The sequence below is a fragment of the Martelella lutilitoris genome, assembly GCF_016598595.1.
In the GTDB taxonomy this organism is placed as follows: Bacteria; Pseudomonadota; Alphaproteobacteria; order Rhizobiales; family Rhizobiaceae; genus Martelella; species Martelella lutilitoris_A.
Genome location: NZ_CP066786.1, coordinates 3677452 through 3692510, shown reverse-complemented (window position 1 = coordinate 3692510; position 15059 = coordinate 3677452). Strand labels below are relative to the sequence as shown.

Below are 15059 nucleotides of genomic sequence, written 5' to 3'. Positions count from 1 at the left end.
AATCAGCCCTGGTCCAGCAGTGCGTTTGCGCGCTTAATGATAGCCGCGCCGTCATAGCCCTTGTCGTCGAGCTTCTTCTGCCAGTTGGCGACGATTGGCTCGGAGACCTTGCGCCATTCGGCGATCACATCGGCCGGGATCTCGACGATCTCGTTGCCATGCTCCCGGACAACCTTTTCGCCGCCGGCCTCCGCCTGGTCGAAGGAGGCGCCCAGACGTTTCGAGAGCGCGGGTCCGGAATGGTCGTCAAGCACCTTGCGGGCATCCTCGGGCATGGCCTCATAGGCGCGCTCGTTCATCACCAGCGAGAAGGTGTTGGTGTAGATGCCGCGCGCGCCGGGGGCGGGCATGGCGGAATAGCTGGTCAGTTCCTGCAGCTTGTAGGCCGGAACCACCTCGAAGGGCAGGCAGCAGCCGTCGATGACGCCGTTGGAAAGGCCGACCACCATTTCCGTGACGGGGAAGAACACCACCTCCGCGCCGAGCTCCGTCAGCATTTCGCCTGTCGACTGGTTGGGCGCGCGGAGCCGCATGCCGGCCATGTCGGCGGTCGAGGTGATACCCTTGTCGCGGGTGTGCAGCTTGCCGCCGGCATGCGTGTGAAAGGCGAGCGGTTTCATGCCCTTGTATTCGTCCTGACCGAATTCGCGCATCAGCGTGTCCATGGCAACGGAAGTCTTCTCCGCGTCCGTCACCATGAAGGGCAGTGCCATGGTTTCGGCCACCGGGAAACGGTCCGGCGTATAGACCGGCAGCGTCCAGGCGATGTCGACGATACCCTGACGGGCCTGGTCGGCAAGCTGCGGCGCCTTGCCGCCGAGCTGCATGGCCGGGTAGATCTGTACCTCGATCGCCCCGTTGGACGCCTCGGCGAGTTCCTTGGCCCAGGGCTCGAACACGTTTTTCTGCACCGGCGCCATGGCCGGCAGGAAGTGGTGCAGCTTCAGCGTCACTTCCGCCGCATGCGCCTGGCGCAGGAATACGGGGGCGGCCAGCGCCGTCCCCAATGCGGCAAGCGCCGTGCGGCGGGTCATTTTCAAACGATCAGTCATGACGGTTCTCCTCCCTAAAGACTGACTGGACGATATGCGCGTGCATTTCCGCCCGCCTCTCTCCCTGCCGGCGAAAAGCCGGTCTAGCGAAAGACAGGCGCGCGCTTCTGCAGAAAAGCGTTGAGGCCTTCCTCGGCATCCGCGCTCGTCTGCGATACGGCCGCGCACAGGCTTTCGGCAAAGAGCCCGTCCGCGCGCGGCATGTCTGCGATCCGGCTGATCGCCTGGATCATCATGTAATTCGAAAGCTGGGCGTTCTTCGCGATCTTGGCCCCTAGCCGGCGGGCCAGGGGCAATGCCTCGCCCTCGCCGACGCTGTAATGGGTGAGTCCCAGCATCATTCCTTCCTCGGCATTGTAGGCGCGTCCCGTCAGCATCATCTCGCGCATCCGGTCAGGGCCGAGAATGCGACCGACGCCGACTGTCGCGCCGCCGCCGACGAATATGCCGCGCATGCCTTCCGGCAGCTGGAAGATCGTCGAGGGTTCGGCGATGCGCACATGGGTGGCGGATGCAAGCTCCAGCCCGCCGCCGATCACCGCGCCGAACATGGCGGAAACGACCGGCAGGCCGGAAAACTGGATGCGCTCCATCACCCGGTGCCAGTTGCGCGAATGATACATCGTGCCTTCGGCGTCGCGGGCGACGTGTTCGGCAAGATCAAGCCCGGAGCAGTAGTGACCGCCCGCACCGGTGAGGATGACGACGCGGATATCCTCCGGCGGCTTGCTGAAAAACGCGTCCAGCGCGTCCAGCAGCGCATCGCACATGGCATTGCGCTTTTCGGGCCGGTTCATGGTCAGGGTCGCGACCGGGCCGTCGATCTCGACCGTCAGGATATCCGTGCTCGCGGAATGGGTGTTCATCATGCGTCCTGCTCTTGTTCGTCTCTATTTCGGCGGCATGCGGGCCGCGGCATCGAGCCTGATCACCGAACCGTTCAGCATCGGGTTTTCGACGATCTGCTCTACCAGCCGCGCATATTCATCCGGCAGGCCCATGCGGCTCGGAAAGGGCACGTTGGCGAGGATTTCGGCGCGAATATCATCCGGCAGGCCGGCGCTCATGCCCGTCTCGAAGAGGCCGGGCGCGATGGTCATGACGCGGATGCCGAAGCGGGCAAGCTCGCGGGCGGCCGGCAGCGTCATCGAGGCGACCCCGCCCTTCGAGGCGGAATAGGCCGCCTGGCCGATCTGCCCGTCCTCATGGGCAACCGAGGCGGTGTTGACGATCACGCCGCGCGCGCCGTCTTCGTCGATCGGGTCGGCATCGGCCATGGCACGGGCGGCAATATTCATCACGGTGTAGGTGCCCACAAGATTGACCCGGAGCGTGCGCTCGAACAGGTCGATCGTCAGCGATCCGTCGCGCGGCAGGATACGCGTTGCCGTGCCGATCCCGGCGCAGGACACCACGATCCGCGGCGCGCCGTGTTCACGGGTCACGTCCGCGAAAATCGCCTCGACAGCCGTCGCGTCGGAGACGTCTGCGCCATAACCGACGCCGCCGATTTCCGCTGCCGTTTTTTCGGCTGCCTCCGCTGACAGGTCGAGAACGACGACCTTCGCGCCGCGTGCGGCAAGCCTTTTTGCCGTTGCCTCGCCCAGGCCGCTCGCAGCCCCCGTGACCAGCGCCACTTCACCTTCGATCTTCATACATTCTCCTCAACTCCCGATCGCAAGTAGAGCCAGCTTTAAATTGTTTTGTCAATGAACAGTTTCGAAAATATCATATTTTTTGATGATCCGCATAAATGCACGATTAGTGCCATTCAATGCCGCTTTCGTGCATTTCCTGTCTCTCGTCGTCCCGCTAACGTCGAGGCAGCGAGGACGGAGGAGGTCTTTCATGAAAACGCAAGTCGCCATCATCGGAGGCGGGCCGTCCGGTCTGCTTCTGTCCCAGCTTCTGAACCGCCAGGGCATAGAAACAGTCGTTCTGGAGCGCGCCGGCCGCGATCACGTTCTCTCGCGCATCCGCGCCGGCATTCTCGAACGGGGCGCGGTCGAACTCTTGCGCGAGGCCGGCGTCGGCCAGCGCATGGACGTCGAGGGTATCGACCATGACGGCTGTGTGCTCTCAGACAATGATCTTCAAGTGCGCATCGATTTTGCCGGGCTCACCGGTCACAAGGTCATGGTCTACGGCCAGACCGAGGTGACCGCCGATCTCTACGCTGCGCAGGACGCTATGGGGACCCCGGTTTTCCATGGCGTGGAAGATGTGGTGATCGATGACCTCGATCAGGCGCAATCGACCGTGAGCTTCATCCATGAGGGCGAACGCAAGACGATCGCCTGTTCCTATGTCGCCGGTTGTGACGGATTTCACGGCGTCTCCCGCCGCACCATTCCCGCAGAGAAGCGCCGGGAATTCGAGCGTATCTATCCTTTCGGCTGGCTCGGTATCCTGTCGCGTACGCCGCCGGTGCATGAAGAACTGATCTACGCCAATTCCGATCGCGGCTTCGCGCTCGCCTCCATGCGCAGCAAGGCGCTGAGCCGCTACTACGTGCAGGTGCCGCTTTCCGACAAGGCCGAGGATTGGTCGGATGCAGCCTTCTGGGACGAACTGAAACGCCGTCTGCCGAGCGATGTCTCCGCACGATTGGTGACAGGACCGTCGATCGAGAAGAGCATCGCGCCGCTGCGCTCTTTCGTTTCGGAGCCGCTTCGCTGGGGCAATCTCTTCCTCGTCGGCGATGCGGCCCATATCGTGCCGCCGACCGGCGCCAAGGGTTTGAACCTCGCCGCCTCCGACGTCTGGTATCTCTTCCATGCGCTCGTCGAACGCTTCGGTTCCGGCTCTTCGTCGGGCATCGACGCCTATTCCGGCCGGGCGCTGCAACGCATCTGGAAGGCCATGCGCTTCAGCTGGCAGATGACCATGCTGCTGCATCGCTTCGATGACGAGGACGGTTTTGCCGCCGAGATGCGCAAGGCGAGCCTCTTGCATCTGTCACAGTCGGAGACCGCGCGACGGGAACTTGCCGAAAACTATGTGGGGCTGCCTTACTGAGGCGTCCTTGGGCCGGCGTCGATTTTATCGCCGGCGCCTTTTCTTCGTCGGCCCGGTTCCTCTGCAAGGAAGCCGGGCCGATATTCACGTGCAATGCGTCAAAGCCGCTCGAGGGCGACGGCAATGCCCTGGCCGACGCCAATGCACATGGCGGACAGCGCCTTCTCGCCCGGCTTCAGTTCCAGCATCGCGGTGCCGGTGATGCGCGCGCCGGACATGCCGAGCGGGTGGCCGAGCGCGATTGCCCCGCCGTTCGGATTGACGCGCGGATCGTCATCGGCAATGCCGAGGTCGCGCAAAGTCGCGAGCGCCTGAGATGCAAAGGCCTCGTTGAGCTCGATCACGGAAAAATCGCCGGTCTGAAGCCCGAGCCGGTGCAGCAGTTTGCGCGCCGCAATCGCCGGACCGAAGCCCATGATGCGCGGTGCGACGCCGGCGGTCGCGCCCCCGAGGACGCGGGCGATCGGGTTGAGGCCGTGCCTGACGGCGGCTTCCTCGCTTGCAAGGATGAGTCCCGCCGCTCCGTCATTGACGCCCGAGGCGTTGCCGGCCGTCACCGTTCCGCCGGCGCGGAAGGGCGTGGGAAGGCGGGCAAGCACCTCGACGGTCGTTTCCGGGCGCGGCTGCTCGTCGCGCGCGACGATCTTCGGCTCGCCCTTGCGCTGGGGGATGGAGACCGGCGTGATCTCCTGCGCCAGTCGGCCGCTGTCCATCGCGCGGGCGGCCTTTTGTTGCGAGGCGCAGGCAAAGGCGTCCTGGTCTTCTCGGTTGATCGAGAAGTCCTCCGCTACGTTTTCGCCGGTCTCCGGCATGGAATCGACGCCGTAGCGCGCCTTCATCTCGGGGTTCACGAAGCGCCAGCCAATGGTCGTGTCGTAGATTTCCGCATTGCGGGAAAAGGCCGTTGCGGCCTTCGGCATGACGAAGGGCGCGCGGGACATGGATTCCACCCCGCCGGCGATGATCAGCTCCGCCTCTTCGGCGCGAATGGCGCGCGTGGCGGTGATGACGGCATCCATGCCGGAACCGCAGAGCCGGTTCATGGTCGTACCGGGCACCTCCACCGGCAGGCCGGCAAGCAGCGTGGCCATGCGCGCCACATTGCGGTTGTCCTCGCCTGCCTGGTTGGCGCAGCCAAGGATCACTTCGTCGACGGCCGACCAGTCGGTCTTCGGGCTGCGCTCCATCAGCGCGCGGATCGGTACTGCGGCAAGATCATCGGCCCTGACGGTAGATAGCGCGCCGCCGAAACGGCCGATCGGGGTGCGGATATAGTCGCAGATATAGACGTCTTTCATGGATCACACTTCCGGTACGTTGAGGTCCACAACATCGCCTTCTACGTGAAGCGGCCCGCCGGTCAGCGCCTGCAGGTCGTCAAAGGACAGGGCGGCCAGTTTCTCGCGGAGAACGAAATGGCCGTCGGCGATGTCGATGACGGCAAGCGAGGTGTAGACCCGCGTGACGCAGGCGATCCCCGTCAGTGGCAGCGAGCAGCGTTTCACCAGTTTCGGCGCGCCCTTCTTGGTCACGTGATCGGTAACGACGGCGACGCGCCTTGCGCCATGAACGAGGTCCATTGCCCCGCCGACGGCGGGAACGCCGCCCTTGCCGGTCGACCAGTTGGCGAGATCGCCGTTCTCGGCCACTTCATAGGCGCCGAGAATGGCGACATCCAGATGGCCGCCGCGCACCATGGCGAAACTGTCGGCGTGGTGGAAGAAGGCCGTGCCCGGACGCAGCGTGATCGCCTTCTTGCCGGCATTGATGAGGTCCCAGTCCTCCTCGCCTGGTTCCGGCGCGGGCCCGAAATCGAGCACGCCGTTTTCGGTGTGGAAGATTGCCTGCCGGCCCTCCGGCTGGAATTTCGCCACCATTTCGGGAAAGCCGATGCCGAGATTGACATAGGCGCCGTCCTTGATGTCCTGGGCGGCGCGCCAGGCGATCTGGGCATTGGAAAGCTTGATATCGTCGACGGAAATCATGGGTAGACGGCCTCCTGCCGGGTGAGGAGTTCCTCCTGCGCAGGCGCGGCGACCTCGACGACCGAGGAGACGAAGATGCCCGGCGTGATCACCTGTTCGGGGTCAATGCCGCCGGGCGCGACGATGCGGCTCGCCTGGACGATGGTGGTTGTCGCGGCCATCGCCATCAGCGGATTGAAGTTGCGCGCGGCCATGCGATAGGTGAGGTTGCCGTGGGTATCGGCGGTCTCCGCCTTGATCAGGGCGAAATCGGCCTTCAGCCAGCGCTCCTGCACGTAGGGCCGTCCGTCGAATTCCTCTACCGGTTTGCCGTCCGCGAGTGCGGTGCCGCACGCGGTCGGCGTATAGAAGGCCGGTATGCCGGCGCCGCCGGCGCGGATGCGTTCGGCGAGCGTGCCCTGCGGCACCAGTTCCAGCTCGATCCTTCCGGCAAGATAGCGCTCGTTGAACACGGTGGCGTTTGAGGAGCGCGGAAACGAGCAGATCATCCGGCGCACGCGGTTCTGCTCGATCAGGGCCGCAAGCCCGACATGGCCGTTGCCGGCATTGTTGTTGATGACCGTGAGGTCCTTCGCGCCCTGGTCGATCAGCGCGTGAATGAGCTCGATCGGCGCGCCCGATCCGCCGAAGCCGCCGATCATGACGGTGGCGCCGTCGAAAATCGGGCGGACGGCGGCCTCAATCGTTGAAAGCGTCTTGTCCATAATGTCGACCTCCTATCGACCTTCAGGATTTTAGGGAGCAGGACGACGAAAGTCAGCCCAAAAGTTCACATCCTGAATTTTGTTCGTCTGATGATCGAATGCGTGCGTCAGGCGAACGGCCGCCTAGCATCGATCCCATCTCGTACCGGAGTATGGCGCGGGCCTTGCGCTCCTTGCCTGAGAGCGCCTGCTCGGCGGTGAAGCGGGCGGCAAGGTCTTCTAGCATTTCGTGGGTACGGCCCACGTTCAGCATCTCCATACGAATGACGCCGCACCAGCAGGCCGCGATTGGCAAGGAAGACGAGTAGCCTGCCACGCGGCCTTCGCCCCTGCTTTACTGCGCGCAGGCTTCAGCAAGATGGAGACTTTCCTCGCGGGCTCTCTGCCGGCTTTCGGACCATGTTTCATTCTTCAAATTATGACTAGTAATAATTCAGAAAAATAAGTTTGCAATATTGAATTATGAGAATGTATACTGATTACATAGAACAATATACATATATATATTAGTATAAATGTATATAGTTCGCAATCTTTATCAATTCGTGACGGCCACAGCGCGGCTGTTCCGGCGATCAAGGCGGGGGAATGAAATGTCTGCTAATTTTCGCAGTTCGACTGAGGGTCCTTTCAGCAACGGTCATGTTGCGCCTGGCGCGACAAAAGATGGCGGGCACAAGCCTCGCCCGCTTTCCCGTTTCCTGTCGGGCACGGCATTCACGACGCTGCTTCTGGCGAGCGGGGCGGCGCTTTACTGCGGCATGCCCCAGCAGGCCTCTGCCCTGGATCTCTACTGGAATGCGCCCGGGGACTCGGGGGCAGTGATTGGCGACGGCTCGCCCATCGTCGCCCTCGACGGCACATGGTCGGTCGGCGGAAACCTGAACTGGACGAACGCCGGCAACACCCAGCCAGGCGTGACATGGTCCAACGCCCCGGGCACCAATGCCCATTTCATCGGCCCGGCCGGGGCGCACCCCGTGATCGATATCGTCGGCAACATCAATTTCGACACGATCTATCTCGGCGCGCCGAACGGCGCCGGCGGCCATACGAATTATTACCTCATCCGGGGCACCGGCGCCTTCTACATGGCCCCGGCCGCAGGCAGCAACCACTCAACCCTCGTCGGCATGGTCCCGAACACTCAGAGCTTTGCCGTGCCGATCCACAACAGTCAGGACGGCAGTGTGACCGATCTCTACATCGAAAGCTCGGACGGCACGCTGGGCGGCGGCCTGATCACCTTCGTCACGGACATGCAATATACCGGCGCCACCCACATCAAGAGCGGCGCCCTCTCGATCGGCGGCTTGGATGCCTCTGGTCTCCCGGGACCCTATTACGACGCCTCGGTCAATGGCGACATCATCATGTCGAACAATGCCGGCCTTGCCCTTTATTCGGCGACAAAGGACCAGACCGTCAGCAATCGCATTTACACCGAAACCGCCAGCGATACCAACGCGCGGATTGATATCCGCAACGGCGGCTCCACCCACAAGCTGATCCTGACCAGCAGCAATCCCGACTATGTCGGTAAGGTGAATATTTCCGGCATTCTCTCCGGCACGGGCGGGTTCGGCGGTGCGGTGGATCTCATCTACAGCGGCTCACTCTACAACCGGCAGGGCAGCACGCTCACGCTCGGCACATCGGTTACGTTCACGAGAGATACGACGGGGATAACGGCCGATCTGGAAGAGGCCACCGCCGGCCAGCCCCTGTTCGTCACCAGCGGCGCGCTCGATGTTTCCCTGGCGTCGCTCACAGCCACCGTCCAGGGCAATGCGCCCGTCTACAATATCTTCCAGTATGGCGGCACGCTCACCCCGGCGCCCGGAACCATCTTCGCAAGTGCAACGGTTACAGGCCTGCCTCAGGGCAAAATGTATGAGCTCAATGCGGTTGATCCCAACGCTGTTGTGAATTCGCCGGGCATGATCCGGCTCATCACCTATGACAGCCAGACCGGCGAGACCGCGCAATACTGGAACGGCGGCGCACCCGCACCCGGCTATACCAGCAATCCGCTCACCGGCGGGTCCGGTACATGGATCGCGGGACTTGGAAACTGGGCCCAAATGGATGGCTCGAATTCAACCGCCTGGGCAGGGTCGGTCGGCTATTTCCAGGGCAACACGGGCGGAACGGTAACCGTTATCGGCTCGCTGGGTTTCGACAGGCTCGTGTTCTCGGCCCAGGAGTATCACCTGATCGCGGGAACGGGGGGCGCACTACAAATGTCGCCGCGCCTCCACACAGTCGGCGAAATCGATGTGGACACGGTGACGGCGACGATTGCCGTGGACATCACCGACGGCATGAACAGGGCGCCAGTGCCGGCGGCGGTGAACAGCCTGACGAAGGGCGGCACCGGCACGCTCGTCTTTACCGGCAACAAGACCTATTCGGGCGGCACCACGATCAGCGCCGGTACGCTGCAGCTCGGCGACGGAACGACGAACAGCACGATTCTGGCCGGCATCACGATTGCTGCCGGTGCTACCCTTGCCGTCAATCAGTCGGCAAGCCAGCCTACTCTGTCCTTTACCAATGTTCTGACAGCCGCCGCCGATAATACGAACCCTCCCATTTTCCATGTGATGGGAGCCGGACAGCTCGACTTTTCCAGCGACAGCAACACATTTCTAGGGCAGACGAATGTTACGGCGGGCACTTTCAATATGCTCGCCAACAGCGTGCTCGGAGGAACGGTGGCGCTGACCGGCGGCACGCTGAACGGCGGCGGCACGATCAACGGCAACGTGGCGGTGACCGGCGGTACGTTGAAAGGTACCGGCACGATCAACGGTGACGTGACGGTCAGTCAGACCGGGACGATCGCGGGCGATTATTCGACGACCCCGGCCCTGATGATCGTCGGCGCCTTGACGCTCGGCAACGGGTCGACGCTGAACGTGACGCTTGATCCGAATCCAGGCGCGAACCCGTCGCCAGCGCTGATTACAGTGACCACGCTGAACATGACCGCCGGCAATGTGGTTTTCATGCCGGCCAATCTCGTTGCCGGGCATCGCTACAATCTGATCCACTTTACCTCCTCCGCGACCGGTGCCGCAAGCCAGCTTACCCTCATGAACAACCCGAACAATTACCAGTTGCTCAGCGATCCGGTGGCAGGGCCCGGCTTCCTTTACATTCTGGCCCAGTCGGCCGGCGGTCAGCAGATCTTCTGGCATCCACGGGCGACCCCCGCCGATTTCGGCCACGATGGCACCTGGGATGCGGCCACGAGCACGAACTGGACGGATTCCACCGGTCAACCGCCTCATACCGTCTGGGTTCAATCCGATGTGGCGATGTTCACTGGAAATGCCGGTACGGTCACGGTCGACAGCACTGCGCCGATTAACGTCAACGGCATGCAGTTCACAGTAAGCGGATACGAACTTGTTGGTGCGAATGCCACCTCCGCGCTAACGCTCGACGCTACGCCCGGCGCTGTTTCGATCTCGGTCAGTGGAACAGCCCAGGATAACGCGAAGATCGGCGTTATCCTCGGTGATGGGGGAAATGCGGTACCGGTCGATGCCTCTGTTCAGCACGACCGGCGACTTTGTGGCCACGCTCGGCGGCGTCATCACGGTCAATACGGTGGGCGGCACGGCCTTGCCGATCGGCACGCAATACGCCCTGCTTTCTTATGTCGGCAATCGGCCAGCGCTCGATCTCTTGACCTTCGCGACGCCGAACGCGACCTATTCCCTTGCCGACCCGAACAACAACACAATTTGGCTGGTGGTCGGCAACCCACCGGACGAATTCTGGAACCCCGACCAGAACGAGGCTCCGAATTTGCTCGGCGGCGACGGCAGCTGGACCGCGACGGGCGGCCTTGCCTGGTCCGATGACGCGAACGGCACGAACCACCATGCCTGGGTTTCCGGCGGGGTTGCGCATTTCATCGAGCGGCCTGGAACGGTCGCGGTCGGGACAGGAACTCCGATCCTCGTGAGCGGTATGGAGTTCGATATCGGCCCATACAGCTTCACCGGGGGCGCTCTGACGCTGACCAGCGCCGCCGGCGGTCCGGTCAAGATTGATGTGACCGATGCAAGCGCAACGGTCACGATGGGCGTGGAACTCGCGGAGCTTGCCGCCGGCACGCAGGTGGAAAAGGACGGGCCCGGGACGCTGGAGTTGACAGCGGTCAGTTCCTATACGGGCCAGACGTCAATTTCGGCCGGAACGCTGATCTTGAGCGGCGCAACCATGCCGCTCCAGGGTGCGATTGATGTGGCCAACGTGGCGGGCGCCGCGCTCGCCGTCAATGCGACCCAGACAATGACGTTTGGCACCAGCAACGTGCTGACCTCGGGCGGAAGCCGCGCCCGGTTTAACATTCAGGCCGGCACCGTCGCATTCAACAGCCAGAGCCCGGGCTTCTCCGGCATTACCACCGTTTCCAACGGGGCCACGCTGACCGGGACCGGTGAACTGGGCGGTACCGTTCTCGTGCAGCAGAACGCCACGCTTGAGGCGCCGCTGCCCACCCAGCCGACGCTGACTGCGGGAACGACTTCGCTCTTCCTTCAGCCTGGTGCGAACCTGGCGGTAACCCTCAATGCCACGCCGCCTGCCCCCGGAACAGCGGCGCCGATCGCGACGGGGATCTTGAGTACCGGGACCAACAGGCTGATGGTGACCGTCCAGGGCGGAGGCAACCTGGCGGATGGCACCTATCCGCTGATCGACTATGCTACCACCTATAACGGCGACCCAAGTATGATCGATGTTTCGAGCGTGCCTGTAAACAACAATACATACCATCGGGCAATTGCCGCGTCGACTGCCGGCGGCTCCGGAACCCTGGTTCTGGCTGTCGGTCCGGATGCCTATTCCTACTGGAACGGTGTCCATCAGCAGCCGACGATGCCGCCCACGCCCAACGGCGCCGGCGGCCCCGGGACCTGGAATGCAGACATGACCAACTGGACGAACCCGCGGGGCGACGCCACGGGCCCTTGGGCGCAGGGTGGCTATGCCATTTTCGCAACCACGGGAGGGGCCGTCGACGTCGACAGTCGCGCGGCAGTGACCGAGTTCATCAAGGTCGCGGGCATGGAGTTCAATGCCGACGGCTATTCGCTTCGCCCGCAGGCCGGCACCGACAGCCTCGTCCTGATGGCGTTTCCGGGAACCAACGCTGCGTCCATCACCGTCGGTCAGGATGCCATGAACAACCCCTATACCGCGACGATCGGGGTTGCGCTTCAGGGTACGGTCGGGTTGACCAAGAACGGGCCCGGCACTCTCGGGCTGACCACGGCCAACAGCTATCAGGGAGATACGCTGGTCAATGAAGGCACGCTCGAGGTGACCGATGCAGGCGCCGTGCCGGGCGACATCTCCATCAGCCAGACGGCGACCTGGAACTGGGCTGTCACCGGTAACCAGAGCTTTGACGGCGTCATCTCTTCGATCGGCGCCGGCGGCGGCGGGACGTTCAACGTCAATGCAGGAATAAATGGCAGCCTGCAGCTGACGGCCGCGAACACCTTCACCGGGGTTACCAATGTGCCGCAGAATGTGACGTTGAACGTGACCGGACCGGCCGGATCGCCTGGAACTGCTGCTCTCCTTGGCACGATCAATGTGATGCGTGGCGGCACTCTGCAGGGGTATGGTGCCCTCGGCGACGTCCATATCCATACAGGTGGCAAGTATGTTTTCGGTGTTCCCGTGGGGAACAATCTGCCGCCTGCAACAACCTTGACGGCGCAGAGCCTGGCGATGGACGACGGGAGCACATTTGTCGTGGGGGCCGATTTCTCAACCAACTCTGTCGGCATGCTGACGGTAGCGAACGAGGTCCACCTCGATACCGGCACGATCTACGGCCAGATCAGCCACACGAAAGCGGACCCTGATCTCAGCGCCCTTCCCATCTACTATCCGGTTATCCAGGCCCCGCAAGGCTCGACCTACAATGCGGCATTTCAGGCGAACGGATCTACGTTTGAGTATTCGCTCAAACTCGTGGAACGCGCAGGCAATCCCGGCATTCTCTATCTGGAAGTCGGACCTGCCGGTGTGATGGAATTGTGCGCCGCGCTTCCTAGCGAGGCATGCGGGGTTGTTTCTTCGATCCGGTCGCTTGCCGGGCAGGAGAAGTTCTGGGCGTTGAGGAATATCCGTATTGACGAGGCGGAGGAGGTTCTGCCGCAGCTTTCGGGTGATGTCTATGCGTCGAGCGATGCGGCGATGGTTGCGGGCAGCCGGTATCTTCGCAATGCGACCGGCGAGCAGGTGCGCGGGTCGCTCGGCGGGGTTTCGACGGGAGCGGGGATTTCGGCGGTGAGCAATTACGCGGCCGAACCGAGCCCGGTCGCCACGCCCTTCGGCGCCTTCGAGGAGGACAATGGCGGCATCGGGGTCTGGGCCGCGGGCTACGGCGCGTGGTCGAGCATGGACGGCAGCGGCGTTGCCGCGAAGATGACGGATTCGGTCGGGGGCTTCTTCCTCGGCGCGGATGCGGCAGCCTTCGGTTCGATGCGCTTCGGCGCGGTCGCCGGCTTCGGCCAGTCGACCTACAAGGTCGATGCGCACAATGCCAAGGGCACGAGCGACGACTATACGTTCGGCCTTTACGGCGGCGGCGAATGGGGCGGCTTCGGCGTCGATTTCGGCACGGCCTATACCTGGCACAGCGTCTCGACCAACCGCAGCGTCTATGCCTCGACCTTCACCGACCATCTGTCGGGCAGCTATGACGCGGGCACGTTCCAGGTCTATGGCGGGCTCGGCTACGGCTTCGACGTGACCGACAGCTTCACGCTGGAGCCCTATGCGGATGCGGCCTATATCAACCAGCATTCGGACGCGTTTACGGAAACGGGCGGGATTGCCGCGCTGTCCTACCAGAGCCAGACGATGAACACCGGGTTTACGACGGTGGGCCTGCGGGGCGCGTGGGAATTTGACATCGGCGGTTACCAGAACCGGCTGTCGGCATCTGCCGGCTGGCGCCACGGCTTCGGCGATCTCGATCCGCAGGCGGCCTTCACCTTCGCGGGATCTGATCCCTTCGGCGTGACGGGCACGCCGCTTGCCGAGGACCAGGCGGTTCTGAGCATCGGCTGGGACACGCAGTTCTCCGATACGGTGAGCGTGGGCGTCAACTATACCGGCCAGTTCGCAGGCGGCAACCGAAGCCAGAACGTCACCGCAAAGCTCAATATCAGGTTCTAGCGGCTCAAGCGTGACGCGGAGCGGCGCCGGGCGGAGAGCCCGGCGCCGTTAAGCGAAAAGCTATCCTTCCTGCCGGCCGGTATTCCGCCGGAAAGGGCATTCATGATCAAGAATCCGGCCATGTGCCTTCACAGGGCTGTCCTGCAGCCGGCGGGGTTCTGCGCGCAAAACTTTCCTACATGTAGGATTGTATTGCGTGTAAGTTGAATATAATATCGTATAGGTTGCATCCTGCAGCCGCATGAACAGAAAGCTCAGCCCAGGAGGAAGGGTGACAATGAAGAATAACGGACTCCCGCTCTTTTACAGTGCGCCGCAAGTCCTGCGTTTCGAGGACCACAAGGATCTCGTGCTCGAACGCAAGCAGGACTTTTCCTTTGCCGCCAAGGCCAATGCGGTGCCGCTGTCGCCCGCTGAATTCGTCCCGGCGTCGCGCCATTACCCGATCGTTTTCGTCAAGGGCGACCCTCTGCCCGCCGCAGTCGCGGTGACCGGCCTCAAGGGGGGACAGAACCTCTTCGTCAGCGCGGACGGCAAGTGGAAGGAGGGGGCCTATATCCCCGCCTATGTCCGCCGGTACCCCTTTATCCTGATCCAGTCGGAGGACAAGAGCCAGACCGTGCTTGGCTTTGACGAGGGCTGTGACCGCATCAAGCCCGCCGATGAGGCGGAAAACGGAACGGCGCTTTTTGCCGAGGACGGCAAGGCCGGCGAGGCGACGGCGCCGATGATGGAATTCTGCAACAGTTTTCATCAGGCCAGCCTGCGCGGCAATGACTTCGCCAAAGCCCTCAAGGAGCAGGACCTTCTGGTCGACAAGCAGGTCAACATGTCGTTCGCCAACAAGAGCCACTACCGGCTCGACGGTCTTCTTGTCGTCGATGAGGAGCGGTTCCGCAACCTGCCGCAGGATGTGCTGATCGACTGGCACAAGAACGGCTTCAACGATGCGGTCGTGCTGCATCTGGCCTCGACCCAGAACTGGCAGGTACTGCTCGATCTCAATGAAAAGGCCTCGCCCGCCAAGGCGGCCTGAGCGGCTGGGTCATCCAGCCGGACCATTCGAATGAACCGGGACATCAAGG

11 protein-coding genes are annotated in these 15059 nt (G+C 62.8%); 4 read left to right on the top strand and 7 right to left on the bottom strand.

Annotated elements, in window-relative coordinates; translation table 11 throughout:
* Positions 1-2: 2 nt before the first annotated feature.
* The 3 genes from JET14_RS17555 to JET14_RS17545 form a co-directional block, all read right to left on the bottom strand.
* Positions 3-1052, bottom strand: a complete 1050-nt coding sequence (locus JET14_RS17555; protein WP_200335196.1) for a TRAP transporter substrate-binding protein — start codon at positions 1050-1052, stop codon at positions 3-5.
* 83 nt (positions 1053-1135) lie between these two features.
* Positions 1136-1918, bottom strand: a complete 783-nt coding sequence (locus JET14_RS17550) for a crotonase/enoyl-CoA hydratase family protein (protein ID WP_200335194.1) — start codon at positions 1916-1918, stop codon at positions 1136-1138.
* Positions 1919-1942: 24 nt separating this feature from the next.
* Positions 1943-2707 (bottom strand): SDR family NAD(P)-dependent oxidoreductase, encoded by a 765-nt coding sequence (locus tag JET14_RS17545; protein WP_200335192.1) that lies wholly within the window; start codon positions 2705-2707, stop codon positions 1943-1945.
* Between the two features lie 193 nt (positions 2708-2900).
* Between JET14_RS17545 and pobA the strand changes: the two genes are divergently transcribed.
* Positions 2901-4070, top strand: a complete 1170-nt coding sequence (gene pobA / locus JET14_RS17540; RefSeq protein WP_200335191.1) for a 4-hydroxybenzoate 3-monooxygenase — start codon at positions 2901-2903, stop codon at positions 4068-4070.
* Positions 4071-4168: 98 nt separating this feature from the next.
* Here pobA and pcaF read toward each other — a convergent pair whose 3' ends face one another.
* From pcaF to JET14_RS17520, 4 genes are read right to left on the bottom strand one after another with little or no spacing between them, the layout of a single operon-like run.
* Complete coding sequence (gene pcaF / locus JET14_RS17535) at positions 4169-5368, bottom strand: 3-oxoadipyl-CoA thiolase (RefSeq protein ID WP_200335189.1); 1200 nt, start codon at positions 5366-5368, stop codon at positions 4169-4171.
* A gap of 3 nt (positions 5369-5371) precedes the next feature.
* A complete protein-coding gene (locus JET14_RS17530) occupies positions 5372-6055 on the bottom strand; it encodes a 3-oxoacid CoA-transferase subunit B (protein ID WP_200335186.1) in 684 nt (227 codons plus the stop codon).
* Complete coding sequence (locus JET14_RS17525; RefSeq protein WP_200335184.1) at positions 6052-6759, bottom strand: 3-oxoacid CoA-transferase subunit A; 708 nt, start codon at positions 6757-6759, stop codon at positions 6052-6054. Before JET14_RS17525 ends, JET14_RS17530 begins: the two co-directional genes overlap by 4 nt.
* Before the next feature lie 52 nt (positions 6760-6811).
* Positions 6812-7018, bottom strand: a complete 207-nt coding sequence (locus JET14_RS17520; RefSeq protein WP_200335182.1) for a hypothetical protein — start codon at positions 7016-7018, stop codon at positions 6812-6814.
* Between the two features lie 334 nt (positions 7019-7352).
* Between JET14_RS17520 and JET14_RS22800 the strand changes: the two genes are divergently transcribed.
* The 3 genes from JET14_RS22800 to JET14_RS17510 all read left to right on the top strand — a co-directional run bounded on the left by JET14_RS22800 (position 7353) and on the right by JET14_RS17510 (position 15010).
* Positions 7353-10634, top strand: coding sequence for a beta strand repeat-containing protein (locus JET14_RS22800; RefSeq protein WP_246750363.1), 3282 nt, complete (start codon positions 7353-7355; stop codon positions 10632-10634).
* Positions 10635-10743: 109 nt separating this feature from the next.
* Positions 10744-13974 (top strand): autotransporter domain-containing protein, encoded by a 3231-nt coding sequence (locus JET14_RS17515; protein WP_348648109.1) that lies wholly within the window; start codon positions 10744-10746, stop codon positions 13972-13974.
* Positions 13975-14251: 277 nt separating this feature from the next.
* Complete coding sequence (locus JET14_RS17510; RefSeq protein WP_200335178.1) at positions 14252-15010, top strand: SapC family protein; 759 nt, start codon at positions 14252-14254, stop codon at positions 15008-15010.
* Positions 15011-15059: the final 49 nt, after the last annotated feature.

Bases quoted from the DNA above. Each gene is read 5' to 3' on its own strand.
- pobA (WP_200335191.1), top strand. From the start codon at position 2,901: ATGAAAACGCAAGTCGCCATCATCGGAGGCGGGCCGTCCGGTCTGCTT.
- JET14_RS17520 (WP_200335182.1), bottom strand. From the start codon at position 7,018: ATGGAGATGCTGAACGTGGGCCGTACCCACGAAATGCTAGAAGACCTT.
- JET14_RS17550 (WP_200335194.1), bottom strand. From the start codon at position 1,918: ATGAACACCCATTCCGCGAGCACGGATATCCTGACGGTCGAGATCGAC.
- JET14_RS17545 (WP_200335192.1), bottom strand. From the start codon at position 2,707: ATGAAGATCGAAGGTGAAGTGGCGCTGGTCACGGGGGCTGCGAGCGGC.
- JET14_RS17515 (WP_348648109.1), top strand. From the start codon at position 10,744: ATGGAGTTCGATATCGGCCCATACAGCTTCACCGGGGGCGCTCTGACG.
- JET14_RS17555 (WP_200335196.1), bottom strand. From the start codon at position 1,052: ATGACTGATCGTTTGAAAATGACCCGCCGCACGGCGCTTGCCGCATTG.
- JET14_RS17525 (WP_200335184.1), bottom strand. From the start codon at position 6,759: ATGGACAAGACGCTTTCAACGATTGAGGCCGCCGTCCGCCCGATTTTC.
- JET14_RS17530 (WP_200335186.1), bottom strand. From the start codon at position 6,055: ATGATTTCCGTCGACGATATCAAGCTTTCCAATGCCCAGATCGCCTGG.
- JET14_RS17510 (WP_200335178.1), top strand. From the start codon at position 14,252: ATGAAGAATAACGGACTCCCGCTCTTTTACAGTGCGCCGCAAGTCCTG.
- pcaF (WP_200335189.1), bottom strand. From the start codon at position 5,368: ATGAAAGACGTCTATATCTGCGACTATATCCGCACCCCGATCGGCCGT.
- JET14_RS22800 (WP_246750363.1), top strand. From the start codon at position 7,353: ATGTCTGCTAATTTTCGCAGTTCGACTGAGGGTCCTTTCAGCAACGGT.